The sequence below is a fragment of the Rhodopseudomonas sp. AAP120 genome, assembly GCF_001295845.1.
GTDB lineage: Bacteria > Pseudomonadota > Alphaproteobacteria > Rhizobiales > Xanthobacteraceae > Rhodopseudomonas.
In genome coordinates this window covers 1-15,180 of sequence record NZ_LJIC01000074.1, presented here as the reverse complement: position 1 = coordinate 15,180, position 15,180 = coordinate 1, and the positions used below count along the sequence as shown (strand labels likewise).

General features: G+C 66.7%; 14 protein-coding genes and 2 pseudogenes. 12 read left to right on the top strand and 4 right to left on the bottom strand.

Annotated elements, in window-relative coordinates; genetic code table 11:
- Window positions 1–29: 29 nt before the first annotated feature.
- Window positions 30–326: pseudogene (locus IP86_RS28060) on the bottom strand (FAD-dependent oxidoreductase); the annotation flags it as partial.
- Between the two features lie 9 nt (window positions 327–335).
- On the opposite strand from IP86_RS28060, the pseudogene IP86_RS13305 reads away from it, so the two are divergent.
- A pseudogene (locus IP86_RS13305) lies at window positions 336–1,103 on the top strand (phytoene desaturase family protein); the annotation flags it as partial.
- A gap of 306 nt (window positions 1,104–1,409) precedes the next feature.
- On the opposite strand, the gene IP86_RS13300 reads toward IP86_RS13305, so the two are convergent.
- Window positions 1,410–2,384, bottom strand: coding sequence for an NADPH:quinone oxidoreductase family protein (locus IP86_RS13300; protein ID WP_054163015.1), 975 nt, complete (start codon window positions 2,382–2,384; stop codon window positions 1,410–1,412).
- Window positions 2,385–2,651: 267 nt separating this feature from the next.
- Here IP86_RS13300 and IP86_RS13295 point away from each other — a divergent pair, with 267 nt between their 5' ends.
- The 7 genes from IP86_RS13295 to IP86_RS13265 all read left to right on the top strand — a co-directional run bounded on the left by IP86_RS13295 (window position 2,652) and on the right by IP86_RS13265 (window position 10,581).
- Window positions 2,652–3,488: an SDR family oxidoreductase gene (locus tag IP86_RS13295; protein WP_054163014.1), complete on the top strand. Its 837-nt coding sequence runs from the start codon at window positions 2,652–2,654 to the stop codon at window positions 3,486–3,488.
- Window positions 3,489–3,643: 155 nt separating this feature from the next.
- A complete protein-coding gene (locus tag IP86_RS13290) occupies window positions 3,644–4,234 on the top strand; it encodes an invasion associated locus B family protein (RefSeq protein WP_054163013.1) in 591 nt (196 codons plus the stop codon).
- A 250-nt stretch (window positions 4,235–4,484) separates the two neighbouring features.
- Window positions 4,485–5,678, top strand: a complete 1,194-nt coding sequence (gene rlmN, locus IP86_RS13285; protein ID WP_054163012.1) for a dual-specificity RNA methyltransferase RlmN — start codon at window positions 4,485–4,487, stop codon at window positions 5,676–5,678.
- Window positions 5,679–5,868: 190 nt separating this feature from the next.
- Window positions 5,869–6,384, top strand: a complete 516-nt coding sequence (locus tag IP86_RS13280) for a hypothetical protein (RefSeq protein WP_054163011.1) — start codon at window positions 5,869–5,871, stop codon at window positions 6,382–6,384.
- A 47-nt stretch (window positions 6,385–6,431) separates the two neighbouring features.
- Window positions 6,432–7,208, top strand: coding sequence for a phosphatase PAP2 family protein (locus IP86_RS13275; RefSeq protein ID WP_054163010.1), 777 nt, complete (start codon window positions 6,432–6,434; stop codon window positions 7,206–7,208).
- A gap of 89 nt (window positions 7,209–7,297) precedes the next feature.
- Window positions 7,298–8,635, top strand: coding sequence for an argininosuccinate synthase (gene argG, locus IP86_RS13270; RefSeq protein ID WP_054163009.1), 1,338 nt, complete (start codon window positions 7,298–7,300; stop codon window positions 8,633–8,635).
- Window positions 8,636–8,829: 194 nt separating this feature from the next.
- Window positions 8,830–10,581, top strand: coding sequence for an alkaline phosphatase (locus IP86_RS13265; RefSeq protein ID WP_197279797.1), 1,752 nt, complete (start codon window positions 8,830–8,832; stop codon window positions 10,579–10,581).
- A gap of 7 nt (window positions 10,582–10,588) precedes the next feature.
- On the opposite strand, the gene IP86_RS13260 is transcribed toward IP86_RS13265, so the two are convergent.
- Entirely contained in the window at window positions 10,589–11,167 is a 579-nt protein-coding gene (locus IP86_RS13260) for a thermonuclease family protein (RefSeq protein WP_082363994.1), read from the bottom strand.
- Between the two features lie 101 nt (window positions 11,168–11,268).
- On the opposite strand from IP86_RS13260, the gene IP86_RS28700 reads away from it, so the two are divergent.
- Window positions 11,269–11,613, top strand: a complete 345-nt coding sequence (locus IP86_RS28700) for a hypothetical protein (RefSeq protein WP_156332496.1) — start codon at window positions 11,269–11,271, stop codon at window positions 11,611–11,613.
- Between the two features lie 118 nt (window positions 11,614–11,731).
- On the top strand, window positions 11,732–12,028 hold the full coding sequence (locus tag IP86_RS13255; RefSeq protein ID WP_054163008.1) for a hypothetical protein: 297 nt from the start codon (window positions 11,732–11,734) through the stop codon (window positions 12,026–12,028).
- A 74-nt stretch (window positions 12,029–12,102) separates the two neighbouring features.
- On the opposite strand, the gene IP86_RS13250 is transcribed toward IP86_RS13255, so the two are convergent.
- A complete protein-coding gene (locus tag IP86_RS13250; RefSeq protein WP_054163007.1) occupies window positions 12,103–12,315 on the bottom strand; it encodes a DUF1674 domain-containing protein in 213 nt (70 codons plus the stop codon).
- Window positions 12,316–12,479: 164 nt separating this feature from the next.
- On the opposite strand from IP86_RS13250, the gene IP86_RS13245 reads away from it, so the two are divergent.
- Both IP86_RS13245 and IP86_RS13240 read left to right on the top strand, forming a co-directional pair.
- A complete protein-coding gene (locus IP86_RS13245; RefSeq protein ID WP_054163006.1) occupies window positions 12,480–13,832 on the top strand; it encodes an RsmB/NOP family class I SAM-dependent RNA methyltransferase in 1,353 nt (450 codons plus the stop codon).
- A gap of 324 nt (window positions 13,833–14,156) precedes the next feature.
- The coding region (locus IP86_RS13240; RefSeq protein WP_197279795.1) for a heparinase II/III family protein at window positions 14,157–15,180 on the top strand (1,024 nt) is incomplete at its 3' end.

The following is a 15,180-nucleotide window of genomic DNA, read 5'->3' as shown; positions in this document are numbered from 1 at the left end:
CCTGCCAGCCGTCGGTATGAGTTGCGAGGCTCGGTCTGAAAGCTCTGCGTCACCCGCTCCCAGACGATGCGGTCGGCGACGCCGAGCCGCTGCAGCAGGCAATTGAACGGACCACCGGGATGCACGCCGGAGAAATCGTGCGGACCAGCATCGAAACGGTACCGCACCGGCCGTCCGCCGTGATGCGCCTTGCGCAGGTAAGTGTGGCAGTAGCCGCCGGCGACGACGTGCTGCTCGAACACCTTCACCTTCAGCCCGGCGTCGGCGAGGAGCGCCGCTGCCGACAGCCCGCCGATGCCCGCCCCGATCACGACGACATCGCAGTCGGCTGCCCGGGTGTCGTGCTCGGGAATGGCGAAACGGTGCGCGCCCGCGCGGTCGTTTCCAACGCGGACCTCAAGCGCACCCTGCTCGAACTGGTGCCGCCATCGGCGCTGCCGCAAGACTTCCGCGGCGATCTGGAAAACGCCGCGCCGGCGAATTCCTGCTTCAGCGTGCATCTCGGCGTCGATTTCATCCCCGAACTTGGCCCGTCCACGCATCTGCATGCGCCGATGAAGCTCGGCATCGCCATGATGTCGAAATGCGATCCGTCCGCTGCGCCGCCCGGCCATTCCATCCTGTCGCTGATCGCGCTGGTGCCGCACGCCGAAGCGCTGAGCTGGTTTCCCGCTGAGAGCGGCCGCGACGACAAGGCATGGAGAGAGTCGGAGGACTATCTGCGTCGCAAGCGCGAATTCGGCGATCGCATGATCGCCGCGGCCGAAACGGTGATCCCGAACCTGTCGCAGCACATCGTGTATCGCGCTGACGCCAGCCCGGTGACCTATGCGCGTTACGACTGGGCAAGCGCCGGTTCGATCTACGGCATGTCGAGCGCCGGCCAGCTCAAGGGCTCGAAGACGCCGCTGCGCAATCTGGTGATTGCCGGCGGTGGCAACATCGGCGCGGGTGTAGAGGCCGTGGTGATTTCCGGCGCGCATGCCGCCGAAGCATTGGTGCCCGGATTGCTGGCGCGGCCCGGCAGCAAGCCAAACGCTGCGGTCCGTCCACCAGCCACCCGTGCCCCGGACAAAGCGGACCGCGAAGCGGTGCGCTGCTGATCCGGGGCCGCGGTTCGTTCGGCGTATCAACCGGGGTCCGGATCAGCGCAGCAGCGCTGACGCGCTGTCGCTTGTCCGGGACACGACGTTCCGTCCAAGTCGTAGTCTCGCAGCCCTTCGTCAGGCCTACTCACGCCAGCCGCCCGTGCCCCGGACAAAGCGGACCGCGAAGCGGTTCGCTGCTGATCCGGGGCCTCGGTTTGTTCGGCGCATCAACCGGGGTCCCGGATCGGCGCAGCAGCGCCGACGCGCTGCTGCTTGTCCGGGACACGGGTTTTCGGAGAGAGCAGCCGTGGGACTTGTTACTTACGGATGCAAGATCACCTTGCCCATCGCCTGACGGCCGGCAAGGACCTTCAGGGCATCGGCGGTCTGCGCCAGCGGGAAGGTGCGGTCGACGTGGGAGGAGATCTTGCCCTCGGCGGCCCACTGCACCAGCTTTTCGAGATTGGCGCGGTTCTTCTCCGGATTGATGCGCGTCCATGCACCCCAGAACACGCCGCGGATGTCGCAGCCCTTCAGCAGCGCGAGGTTGAGCGGCATCTTCGGGATGTCGCCGGCCGCGAAGCCGATCACCAGGAAGCGGCCTTCCCAGGCGATCGAGCGCAACGCCGCCTCGGCGTAGCTGCCGCCGACCGGGTCGAACACGATGTCGACGCCTTTGCCGCCGGTCAGCTTCTTGAGCCCTTCCTTGAGATCTTCCTTCGCGTAGTTCAGCCCCAGCTCGGCGCCGTGCTGCTTGGCGAATTCCAGCTTCTCGTCCGACGATGCGCAGGCGATCACCTTGAGGCCCATCAGCTTGCCTAGCTCGCAGGCGGCGAGGCCGGTGCCGCCGGCGGCGCCGAGCACGGCCAGGGTCTCGCCCGGCTTCGGGCTGGCGCGGTCTTCCAGCGCATGCAGCGCGGTGCCGTAGATGATGAAGATGCCGGCGGCGCGGTCGTAGTCGAGATTGTCGGGGATCTTGACGATCGAGGCGGCCGGCAGCGCGATTTTCTCGCGCGCGCCGTTGTGGCCGCAGGACGCGGCGACGCGGTCGCCCGGCTTCAGGTCGGTCACGCCTTCACCGACGCTCTCGATCACACCCGCGACTTCCGCCCCCGGCGAGAACGGGAACGGCGGCTTGATCTGGTACTTGCCCTGGATCATCAGGATGTCGAAGAAATTCAGCGCCGCCGCCTTGATGGCGATCACCGCTTCGCCCGGACCAGGCACCGGATCAGGAACCTCGGCATAGTCGAGCTCGTCAGGACCGCAATATTGCCGGCAGAGAATCGCCTTCATGTATCCACCCAGGGTACGAGGTTTGTGATTGGCTGCCGTTGTGCCGGATTTGGTCGCGAGGGACAATCGGTTTTGGGTCGGCGTGACGTTGCCCCACGCACAGCGTCATGCCCGGACTTGATCCGGGCATCCATCCGTCTTCATAACAAGCGTGATCGAAAGGCCGTCGCGTAGCGGATGGATTGCCGGGTCAAGCCCGGCAATGACGGCACTCAGCGCGGATCCGCATACAAAATTCCGCTTCGCGGTCAATCAGGGAGAGGCGTGATGTTCGAGGCCGGGCTGCTCGCGGGCAAGCGCATCCTGATCACCGGCGGCGGTTCGGGACTCGGCGCTGCGATGGCGAAGCGCTTCGCGGGACTCGGTGCATCGCTGGTGCTGTGCGGGCGGCGCGAGCAGTTGCTGCAAGACGTCGCGGTGGAGTTGCGCGCAGACGGGGCCGAGGTGGCGGCGCATCGCTGCGACATTCGTGACGCCGACGCCGTCGAGGCGATGCTCGAGGCGGTGTGGCACGACGCGCCGATCGACGTACTGGTCAACAACGCGGCTGCAACCTTCATCGCCCAGACCGAGCACCTGTCCGCCCGCGCCGCCGATGCCATTCTGGGGCCGACGCTGCACGGCGCTTTGTATTGCACGCTCGGCGCCGGCCGCCGCTGGATCGAAGCCGAGCGTCCCGGCGTGGTGCTGAGCATTCTCTCGACCTCGACCATCACCGGACGGGCCTTCACGGTGCCGTCCGCAATGGCCAAGTCGGGCTTGCTGGCGATGACCAAGAGCCTCGCGGTCGAATGGGGGCCGAAACGCATCCGCACCGTTGCGATCGCACCCGGTGCGTTTCCGACGCCCGGCGCGTCGGCGCAGTTGCAGCCGCAGGGGCGCAGCGTCGATCCGGCGTCGCGGGCGCCCGTCGGCCGCGTCGGCAGCCATGACGAGCTCGCCGATCTCGCCAGCTTCCTGATTTCGGACCGCGCCGGCTTCATCACCGGCGAGATGGTGGTGCAGGACGGCGGCGCGCATCTGCGCTCGTCCGGCGCCGAAGATCTGCTCGGCTGGAGCGAGGCGGATTGGGCCGCGCATCGCGCCGCCCGCGCGAAATCCTGAACGTACGGCAGCTACCTGCGACACGCCGGAAACAGCCGTAAAGCAGCGGCTGGCCGGCTTTTCCGAATCGTCCGGCACGGCTATTCCGGATGACGTGAACAGCCGCTGGCCGCAGGCCATTTTGCAGTCACAATGATAAGGGACCAGACTTGCCCATGAACCTGAGGCGTATGCTGATTGCCGCGATGGCGGGACTGGTGGGATGCGGCGTGACGAGCGCCGCAATGGCGGCTCCTGCTTCGAAGGGGAAGTCGTCTGCCTCCGAAGCCCGGCCCGCGGCCACCGGCAGCGTCGGGGCCGAACCGACCCTGATCGGCCAGTACGGCACCTGGGGCGCCTACATGGCGGCGCCGGGCGGCAAGAAGGTCTGCTTCGTGCTTGCTAAGCCGTCGTCGTCGAAGACCACCCCGGCGGGCCGGCCGCGCGATCCGGCCTATGCGTTCATCTCGACCCGGCCGGCCGAAAAGGTGGTCAACGAAGTCTCGGTGATGATCGGCTATCCGCTGAAGCCGGGCTCCGAATCGACCATGGAGGTCGGCGGCGCGTCGTTCGCGATGTACACCCAGGGCGACGGCATCTGGATCAAGAATGCCGCCGAAGAAGACCGGCTGGTCGAAGCGTTGCGCAAGTCGGGCGAAGTCACCGTCAAGGGTGTCTCGGCCAAGGGAACCGCCACCACCGACGTGTTTTCGCTGAAGGGTCTCGCCCAGGCGCTCGATAAGGTCGCGCAGAGCTGCGGCGGCTGAGTCTAGAGCACGCGGTCCGGCTGCCGCGATTCGCGGCTTTGCAGAACGACGAAAAAGCCTTATCTGACAGATGATTTTGAGACGCGGGTTGCCCGCGTCGGCGCCTCATGGTGAGGAGCCCGCGTCAGCGGGAGTCTCGAACCATGAGATTGTGACCAACCTCATCCTTCGAGTCGCGGCCTTCGGCCGCTCCTCAGGATGAGGGTGCTGTGCTTGTTGCGGGCCTGCCGCCCGCCTGAACCGGACCGCCATGACCCTCGCCGCCGCAGTGCTGGAAAAGACCCCGCTGGAAACCTACGTCCCGCCGGCGAAGCCGTCGCTGGTCGGGCTGTCGCGCGCCGAGATCGCCGACAGGCTCGGCGAAATCGGCGTGGCCCCGGCGCAGCGCAAGATGCGGGCGCAGCAGCTGTGGCACTGGATGTATGTCCGCGGCGCTCGCGAATTCTCGGAGATGACCAACGTCTCCAAAGACATGCGCGCGCAACTCGCCGAGCATTTCACCGTCGACCGGCCCGAAGTCGTCGCCGAGCAGATCTCGGCCGACGGCACCCGCAAATGGCTGCTGCGGCTGCCGAGTGGCAACGACGCTCAGAAGGCCCATGAGGTCGAGTGCGTTTACATTCCGGAGACCGATCGCGGCACGCTGTGCGTGTCGAGCCAGGTCGGCTGCACGCTGAACTGCTCGTTCTGTCACACCGGCACGCAGCGGCTGGTGCGCAACCTCACGCCCGGCGAGATCGTCGGTCAGGTGATGGTGGCGCGCGACCGGCTGGGCGACTGGGTCGATCGCGAGACGCCGAACGGCAACCGCCTCGTCACCAACATCGTGATGATGGGGATGGGCGAGCCCTTGTACAATTTCGACGCGGTGCGCGACGCGCTGCTGATCGTGACTGATAACGAAGGCATCGGCATTTCGCGGCGACGGGTGACGCTGTCGACCTCAGGCGTGGTGCCGAACATCAAGCGCACCGGCGACGAGATCGGCGTGATGCTGGCGATCTCGCTGCATGCGGTGCGCGACGAATTGCGCGACGAATTGGTGCCGCTTAATCGGAAGTATCCGCTGAAGGAATTGCTGCAGGCCTGCCGCGACTATCCGGGCGCCTCCAACGCGCGCCGCATCACCTTCGAATATGTGATGCTGAAGGGCGTCAACGACTCGCTCGACGATGCGCGGCGGCTGGTGCAACTGCTCAAGGGCATTCCGGCGAAGATCAACCTGATCCCGTTCAATCCGTGGCCCGGCTCGAAATACGAGTGCTCGGATTGGGACCAGATCGAGAAGTTCTCGGAATACGTCTTCAACGCCGGCTACTCGTCGCCCGTCCGCACCCCCCGTGGCCGCGATATTCTCGCCGCCTGCGGTCAGTTGAAGTCGGAGACCGAGAAGTTGTCAGTCCGCGAACGCGACGCGCTCCGCGCAATGGCGATGACGGATTGATGCACAGCCTCGCTCCTCTCACTGCCGTCATGCGCGGGCTTGACCCGCGCATCCATCTTCTTCGAAGAGGATGGATTGCCGGGTCAAGCCCGGCAATGACGCTCGGGGAAAAGGCGAGCGTCACCCCAACGGCCGTCATGGCCGGGCTTGTCCTGGCCATCCACGCCTTGACCACATGCGAAGCCATGCCATGTCGCTGATCGGCCACCTGTTCGCGGTCGCGTTCGGCTTCCTGTTCGCCTCGCTCGCCGCCGGCGTGATCGTGGTCGGGGCGATGCTGTTTCCCGAGATCAGCGCGCTCACGGATGCACCGCTCGATCAGGACACGATGAACGTCGTGCTCGGCTTCGGCTTCATCTTCGTGTCGGGCTTCGCACTGGTGCCGGCGCTGGTCGTGGTGCTGGTCACCGAGGCGTTTTCGATCCGCAGCGCGCTGGCCTATGCGATCGGCGGCGGCCTCGTCGGGGTCGGCTGCTATCTCGGGCTGGTGCCGTTCGATCCCGGCACGCTGCGGTTCGACGGCATCGTCCGGCGGCATCTGGAAATCATGACAGGCGCCGGCATTGTCGGCGGCCTGGTGTATTGGCTGATCGCCGGCCGCACCGCAGGACTGTGGCGTGATCCGCCGCGGCCACGTGCGCCGCTGCGGCCGCAACCCGTGCCACCGCAACCCTCGCCGCCGGCCGCGCCGCCGCCTGCAGCGTAGCGTCGCGCCGGCTTTCCATCCCGCATCGCCTCGGCTAAACCCCCGCCATGAACCGGACCGGACTTTTCATCGCGCTGGCGCTGTTCGCCGTGATCGGGCTGTTGTTCGGGCTCTATCCGGAGCTCGACATGAAGCTGGCGGCGCTGTTCTACGATCCCGCCACCAAGCGCTTTCCGATGAGCTCTGTCAGCCTCGCGGCGTTTTCGCGCGATGCGGCGATGTGGATCGCCTGGGGCATTGCGGCGCCGTCGATCGTCGCTTTCGTGGTCAAGCTGGTGCGGCCGGACAAGCCGCTGCTGGTCAAGGGCCGCACCATGGCGTTCCTGCTGATCAGCATCATCCTGTCGGCCGGCATCCTGACCAACCTGACCTTCAAGACCCATTGGGGTCGGCCGCGCCCGGCCGCGGTGGCCGAGTTCAACGGACCGTGGCAGTTCAAGGCGTGGTGGGATCCGCGTGGCGCGTGCCCGAAGAACTGCTCGTTCTTCTCCGGTGAGGGCGCTACCGCCTACTGGACCTTTGCGCCGGCGGCGCTGACGCCGCCGTCGGTTCGGCCCTATGCCTACGCCGCCGCTTTCGTGTTCGGCACCGTCACCAGCGGGCTTCGGATGGCGTTTGGCGGGCACTTCTTCACCGACGTCGCGATCGCCGGGCTGGTCACGTTCCTGGTGATCTGGCTGCTCTATGGCCTGATTTACCGCTGGGCCTGGAGCCGGACCACGGATGCGGCGGTCGATGCGGCGCTGACCCGGGCATTCTGGCCGCTGTACCGTTGGCGGCAAAAGCGCCGCGGCCACGACGTCGGCCCGGCGCCGGCCATCTAGACCCGAATACCAGCGATTAAACGCGTGCCCGGCGGCGCGAAGTTTGGTATGCGCGCAGCCAAACCCCGCCTCATCCGATTGGAATCTCCATGACCACCATCCTGAAAAGCCTGCCGAAAGGCGACAACGTCGGTATCGCGTTCTCGGGCGGGCTCGACACCAGCGCGGCGCTGCTGTGGATGAAGCAGAAGGGCGCCAAGGTGTTCGCCTATACGGCAAACCTGGGGCAACCCGACGAGTCCGACTACGACGCGATCCCGCGCAAGGCGATGGAGTTCGGCGCCGAGAAGGCGCGGCTGGTCGACTGTCGCACCCAGCTGGTGCACGAAGGCATCGCGGCGATTCAGGCCGGCGCCTTCCACGTCTCGACCGGCGGCATCACCTATTTCAACACGACCCCGCTCGGCCGCGCCGTCACCGGCACCATGCTGGTGTCGGCGATGCAGGAAGACGGCGTCAACATCTGGGGCGATGGCTCGACCTACAAGGGCAACGACATCGAGCGGTTCTATCGCTACGGCCTGCTCACCAATCCGAGCTTGCGCATCTACAAGCCGTGGCTCGATCAGCAGTTCATTGATGAGCTCGGCGGCCGTGCCGAGATGTCGGCGTTCATGACCGCCAACGGCTTCGCCTACAAGATGAGCGCCGAGAAGGCGTATTCCACCGACAGCAATCTGCTCGGCGCGACGCACGAAGCCAAGGATCTGGAGCAGCTCGATAGCGGCATCAAGATCGTCGTCCCGATCATGGGCGTGCCGTTCTGGCGCGAGGACTGCGCCGTGAAGGCCGAGACCGTCAGCGTGCGGTTCGAGGAGGGCCAGCCGGTCGCGCTCAACGGCAAGACCTTCAGCGACGCGGTGGCGCTGTTCTATGAAGCGAATGCGATCGGCGGCCGTCACGGCCTCGGCATGAGCGACCAGATCGAGAACCGCATCATCGAAGCCAAGAGCCGCGGCATCTACGAAGCGCCCGGCATGGCGCTGCTGCACATCGCCTATGAGCGGCTGGTCACCGGCATCCACAACGAAGACACCATCGAGCAGTATCGCATCAACGGCATGAAGCTCGGCCGCTTGTTGTATCAGGGCCGCTGGTTCGACTCGCAGGCCTTGATGCTGCGCGAGACCGCGCAGCGCTGGGTCGCTCGCGCCATCACGGGTGAAGTGACGCTCGAGCTGCGCCGCGGCAACGATTACTCGCTGCTGAACACCGAAAGCCCGAACCTGACTTACGCGCCCGAGCGGCTGAGCATGGAGAAGGTCGAGGACGCCCCGTTCACGCCGGCCGACCGCATCGGCCAGCTGACGATGCGCAACCTCGACATCGCCGACACCCGCACCAAGCTCGGCCTTTATGCCAAGTCGGGCCTGCTGTCCGCTGGCGAGGGCACGCACATTCCCAAGCTGGAAAACGACAAGGGCTGACGCCGCGCCGTGTCATTCCGGGGCGCTCGCAAAGCGAGCGAGCCCGGGATCGCGCCGTTGTTGAACGACCGGTGCCCTGACCCGGAATGACGGCGCAAAATGCGGCGAGCGGGCGTGCATCCATGCCGCGGGCATCCGTCATCCAAGCGTCATTTGCCGCTCATACGGTCCGCGCTCCAATCGGGACCGTTCTGATGATCAGGCACTTTGTCGCGACGACTTTCGCTTTGCTGGCGTTGAACGCTGCCGCTTCGGCGCAGACCATCTATCCGATCGACCGCGCCGAGATTCTGGCTGGTGCAAGGTTCGACCTCAAGGTCGAGTTCGCCGGCGAAGTCACAGCCGACAAGGCGACGCTGACCATCAATGGTGAGGATGCCGCCAGCGCGTTCGGCAAAGCGCCGGGGCTGATCGCGCGCGAGGTCGGGCGGCCGCAATCGGCGCTGCTGCTGCGCGACGTCACGCTGAGCAAGCCGGGGCGCTACACGATCGAGGCCGGCGACGGCGCGCAGCGCCGCAGCGTCAGCTGGACCGTGTACGACACCGGCGCGCGCCGGGCCAAGAACGTCATCCTGTTTGTCGGCGACGGGCTGTCGCCGGCGCACCGCGTCGCGGCGCGGCTGCTGTCGAAAGGCATCGTCGAGGGCCGCGCCGGCGGCAGGCTCGCGATCGACGACATGCCGCAGATGGCGCTGGTGTCGACCGCCGGCAGCGATTCGATCATCACCGACTCGGCCAACGCCGCAAGCGCCTATGCGACCGGCCACAAGGCGGCGGTCAACGCGATGGGCGTCTACGCCGATCGCACGCCGGACCCGCTCGATGATCCCAAGGTCGAGACGCTGGCGTCGCTGGCGAAGCGCCGGCTCGGGCTGTCGATCGGCATCGTCACCAACACCGAGGTCGAGGACGCCACGCCGGCCGCGGTGATCGCCCACACCCGCCGCCGCGCCGCTTACGACGATATCGTCGCGCAGTTCTTTGCTGCGCAGCCCGAGGTGCTGATGGGCGGCGGGTCGGCGTACTTTGTGCCGAAGAGCTCCAACGGCAAGCGCAAGGACGACACCGATTACTTGGTCAAATTCCGCGACGCCGGCTATTCGGTGGTGACCACCGGCGCCGAACTCGCCGCTGCGGGCAAGACCGAACCGCGCAAGCTGCTTGGCCTGTTCGCGCCCGGCAATATGGACGGCGTGCTCGACCGCCGCTTCCTCAAAGGCGGCGGCGTCGCCAAGAATCCGGATCAGCCGGACCTGACCGAGCAGGTCGCGGTCGCGCTCGACGTGCTGTCGAAGAATGACGCCGGCTTCTTCCTGATGGTCGAGTCCGGCATGATCGACAAATACGCCCACGCGCTCGACATGGAGCGCGCCGTCTACGACACCATCATGCTCGACAACGCGGTGCGGCAGACCCGAGACTGGGCCAAGGCGCGCGGCGACGACACGCTGATCCTGGTGGTGGCCGATCACAACCACCCCAACGCGCTGGTCGGCACCGTGCGGGACGATCTCGCCGAGGGCGACGACGTGCCGCTGCGCGAACGGATCGGCGTGTACGATCGTGCCGGCTTCCCGAACTATCCGGCGCCCGACAAGGACGGCTATCCGGATCGCGTCGACGTCAGCCGGCGGCTGGCGATTTTCTCCGCCAGCCTGCCTGATCACTACGAGACGCTGCGGCCGAAGCTCGACGGGCCGAACCAGCCGACGCAGGCTGGCGACAAGCCCGGCACCTTCACGGCCAACGACAAGTACAAGGGCGTTCCCGGCGCCGTGCTGCGGCTCGGCAATCTTCCTGCGATGATGAACGCCAGCGTGCATTGCGGCGAGGACGTGATCCTGACCGCCGCCGGTCCAGGCAGCGAGCGCGTCCACGGTTCGATGGAAAACACCGACGTGTTTCGGGTGATGGCCGAGGCGCTCGGGCTCGGGGCCACACCGTAACGCCGCCTCAGCGCGTTCCGCACCAGCCTTCGCGATGCCCGCCGCCGTAGGCGCGGGCGTAGCCGCCGTCGAGCAAGGCGGCCGAGACGTTCGGCGTGCGCCTGGTCGCGACATCGGCGACGACGCGGCCTTCGTATTTGTCCGGACCGATGTTGTAGATCGTGACCTCGCCCTGGCGGAGCAGATTACGCAGCGCGTCCTTGGCGGCTTCGGCGAGTTGCAATTCCTTGGCGCATTGCGCCTTCAGTTCCGGCGCGTCGATGCCGCGCAGCCGCACGCGGGTGACGAGGTCGTGGCCGGGCAGCATGTGTACCCGCGCCTCGAAGGTGTCGCCGTCGATCGTGTACAGCACGTCCACCGGATGCCGCACCGTCGGATTGCCGGCGCGCCGCCACACCGTCTCGGCGTCTTCCGGATTGGCGCGCGAGATCGGTTGGCTCCACGGCCAGTGGATCCAGTGCCGCGTCGGCAGCATCGTCCCGGCCGCGATGCCTAGCACGAACACCCACGGTAATATCGACGCCATCCGCCCGCGCGAGGGCAGGCGCGCGATCGGAACGCGGTGAGGCCGGAATGGTGGTGACATCTCGTGCATCGAACAGACGAACGACTAGTGTGAACTATACTAATGGTTGTTGATCACGACTAAAAGGTAGTTAATCTCGTCGCATCTGGAGGAACATGCCGATGGCTGACGAATTGGCGCGGAGCCAAACGATCCCTCAACCCCCGGAAGTGTTTTCAATTCCGACGGCGCTAGTCGAACAATGGGGTGAAATCCCAACAAACGAACGGCTCCAGTTCCCGCTTTCACGACAAGATATCGATCATCTTTTGCTCGGACTCTTACGGTCTCTCGAAGCCCAGGCGACGCTAGAGCGGGTTATTGTGGATTGGTCGAACGGCCGCTTGGAGGAAGCAAACTTGTCGCTTGGCGAGTTCAGGCGGCAGAATGTGGACGCACAGAACAACATTCGACAGCTGGTCGCTGCTGTGATGGCATCAGCCCTTCGCGGGCGAAAAAATGTCTGAACCTTCTACCGCCGCCTACACTAGCTCGACGATCGTATTTGCCGCCGAGCGCTTTGGTGGCTCGGGGCCTCCAGGGCCGCCCTTGCAACCTCCAGGGGGCGGGGGCACATATGACGGCATGTTGGAAGCTCGGGTTGCACGTCTTGAGGCGGATGTCGGCCACATTCAGAAGGATGTGGCGGAGATCAAGGACGCCTTGAAAGGCGCGGGTCAGAATCTGACGGATCTGCGAATTGCCAGCGCTGCTCTTACCGAGCGCGTCAGGCACCTGCCGACCTACGGCCAGAATTTCGCCTTGCTGATGGGGCTGCTGGCTCTGATCGCAGCGTTGGTGGTGTTTCAGGGACAGATTCAGCGATTTGTCGGGATACCAGCGGTGTCACCCCCTTCGGCTTCTGTTGGTCCCAAGCAGTAGGGGAGATTCGTTTTTTCAACGTGATTGATGGCGTGCAATCAGCCGGCGAAAACCAACGGCAACGTCGCGGGCGCTCAGAAATCCGACGCGATGCCCTTTACTTCCCAGTCCCCATAGCGGGTCGGCTCCGGGCCTTTGGGGCCCTGAAACTCCTTGGCGCGCGCGTCGGCGTGGCGGGCGGCCTCGACGCGGCGGGCTTCGGCTTCCGCCAGTGCGCGCTTGGCGGCCTCCGGCAAGTCCTTGCGCGGCGCCGCGGGAGCGGGTTTTGTCGGATCAGCTTCAGTCATGAGATTCGGCCTTTCGTCGTCCCGGCGATCTAAGTCCCGTTATCCTCAGGCGCAACATCCGTGCCCTCGGGATTCTTAGAATCGGCATATTCGCCTGCCATCAATCGATGCACCGCATCGCTCTGCGCGCGGCCATCCGTCCTCCAGTGTGATACCCTTCCTCCATGCCCGCTCCAAGATTCGCTCAGCCGTCCGAAGTGCCGGGTCTGGCCGCGCGCCGGGTCGCCGCCGACATTCTGGACGGCGTCTTCGGCAAGCGCCGCACGCTCGACGAACAGCTTGAGGGGCCGGCTGCGCATCCGGGACTGAAGACCCTGGCGGACCGCGACCGCGCGCTGATGCGCCGGCTGGTGGCGACGATCCTGCGCCGGCTGGGCACGCTCGATCACGTGCTGGCGCGGATGCTCGATCGCGGCGTCCCGACCGATGCGCCGCGAGCGCGCAGCGCGCTGCTGATCGGCGCCGCGCAGATTCTTTGGATGGACGTGCCGGATCACGCCGCGGTGGATCTGTCGGTGCGGCTGGTGCAGTCGGACCGCCGCGCCTCCAAATATACCGGCCTGGTCAACGCCGTGCTGCGGCGCTGCGCCCGCGAGGGCCAGCCACTGGTCGATGAAGTCGCCGGCCAGGCACTCGACGTTCCGGCCTGGCTGATGGCGCGCTGGAGCGCGCATTACGGCGAGGACGCGGCGCGCGCCATTGCGGTGGCGATCAGCCACGAGCCGTCGCTGGACATCACGGTAAAATCCGATCCCGAGCATTGGGCCGGCCGGCTGTACGGCGAGAGGCTGCCGACCGGGACGGTGCGGACGCTGCTGCAGGGCTCGGTGAAGATGCTGCCGGGCTTCGACGATGGCGAATGGTGGGTACAGGACGCCGCTGCGGCGCTACCGGCGCGGCTGTTCGGCGATCTCGCCGGCAAGGCGGTGGCCGATCTGTGTGCCGCGCCTGGCGGCAAGACCGCGCAACTGGCGCAGGCCGGCGCCCGCGTCAGCGCGATCGACCGCTCGCCGGCCCGCGTCGCGCGGCTGCGCGAAAATCTGGCGCGGCTGTCGCTCGAGGCCGAGACCGGCGTCGCGGACGCCACCGAGTGGCGGGCCGATGCGCCCGGCAGTTTCGACGGTGTGCTGGTCGACGCGCCCTGTGCCTCCACCGGCACGATTCGCCGTCATCCCGATGTCGCCTGGCTGAAGCAGGAGGCCGACATCGGCGCCCTGGCGGCGGTGCAGAACCGCCTGCTGCACAAGGCGGTGGCGCTGCTGCGGCCCGGCGGCACCCTGGTCTATTGCACCTGTTCGCTGGAGCCGGAGGAGGGCGAGCAGGCGATCGCCAAGCTGCTCGCCGAGGAGCCGGGGATGCGCCGCGCCCCGGTGACGCCCGATGAGGTCGCCGGCCTCGCCGAATTCATCACCCCGGAGGGCGACGTGCGGACGCTGCCGTCGCACCTGCCCCACGCCGACCCGCGGCTCGCCGGGGTCGATGGCTTCTATGCCGCACGGCTGACGAAGTCTCTGTAATCAAACGGGAAAGCTGGCCGTCCGCGCGCCGCGCGGGAGCCCCGGAGGTTGTCCGTCCACACCCCGCCCAACGGCAGGGTGTGCGGTGGCCGATTCCGGACTAAAAGGATTCGAAACGAATTTTCGTTAATCCGAGGTTGCTTTGGTTCACAACATCCCTTCGTGTCCGCTGCGCAGATGTCCTCAGAGCTGTTTCAGTCAGAGCTGGCTTCATCGACTGCGTGCTGGCGCGCGAAGGTCGCCGACATCTTGCTGAATCTGACATCCGCTGGTCGACGATCGCACAAAGTCGATGCGGGCCATGAACCGGGAGCCCTAGCACGCGTGTCGTCCGTTCACCGCCGAGGGATCTCAGGCCTGGTCGTGGGCCGCTTCGCGCGGACCATGGTGGCGCGTGCATCCGGCGGGTCGGCGGCGCTGACCCGGCTGTGGCCGGGCCGCACCGACCGGCTGATCATCGCGCCGCACGATTTGCGCACCGCCGACGCCACCCGCGCGGCCGAGATCTATGCGGGCCGCTTCGTATTCGCCGGCAAGATCGTCACCTCGCACGGCCGCTCGATCTTCGACATCGAGCCGCCCTCGGATGATTGGGAAGCCGCGTTGTTCGGCTTCGGCTGGCTGCGCCATCTGCGCGCCGCCGATACCGCGATCACCCGTGCCAACGCCCGCTCGCTGGTCGACGACTGGCTCGGCAACATGGCGCGTCACCGCCCGGTCGGCCGCCGCCCGGAAGTCACGGCGCGGCGGGTGATCTCGCTGCTGTCGCAGGCGCCGCTGGTGCTGTCCGACACCGACGGCAAATTCTATCGCCGCTATCTGCGCGGCCTGACCCGCGAGATCCGCGCGCTGCGCCATGCGCTGCTCGACGTCTCGGACGGCGTGCCGCGGCTGCAGGTGACGATCGCGCTGTGCTACGCGGCGCTGTGCCTCGCCAACCAGGCGCGCAACATCCGCGGCGCCACCAAGCGGCTGTCGGAAGAGCTGCAGCGCCAGATCCTGCCTGACGGCGGCCACGTCTCGCGCAATCCCGGCGCGCTGATCGAGCTGCTGATCGACCTGTTGCCGCTGCGCCAGACCTTCGCGGCCCGCAACATCGCGCCGCCGCCGGCGCTGCTCAACGCGATCGACCGGATGATGCCGATGCTGCGGTTCTTCCGCCACGGCGACGGCGCCATCGCGCTGTTCAACGGCATGAGCGCGACGCCGTCGGACCTGCTCGCCACCCTGCTGGCCTATGACGACAGCCACGGCACGCCGATGGCCAGCATGCCGCATTCCGGCTATCAGCGCATCGACGCCGGCTCGACGCTGGTGATCGTCGACGCCGGCTCCCCCCCCCCCCCCC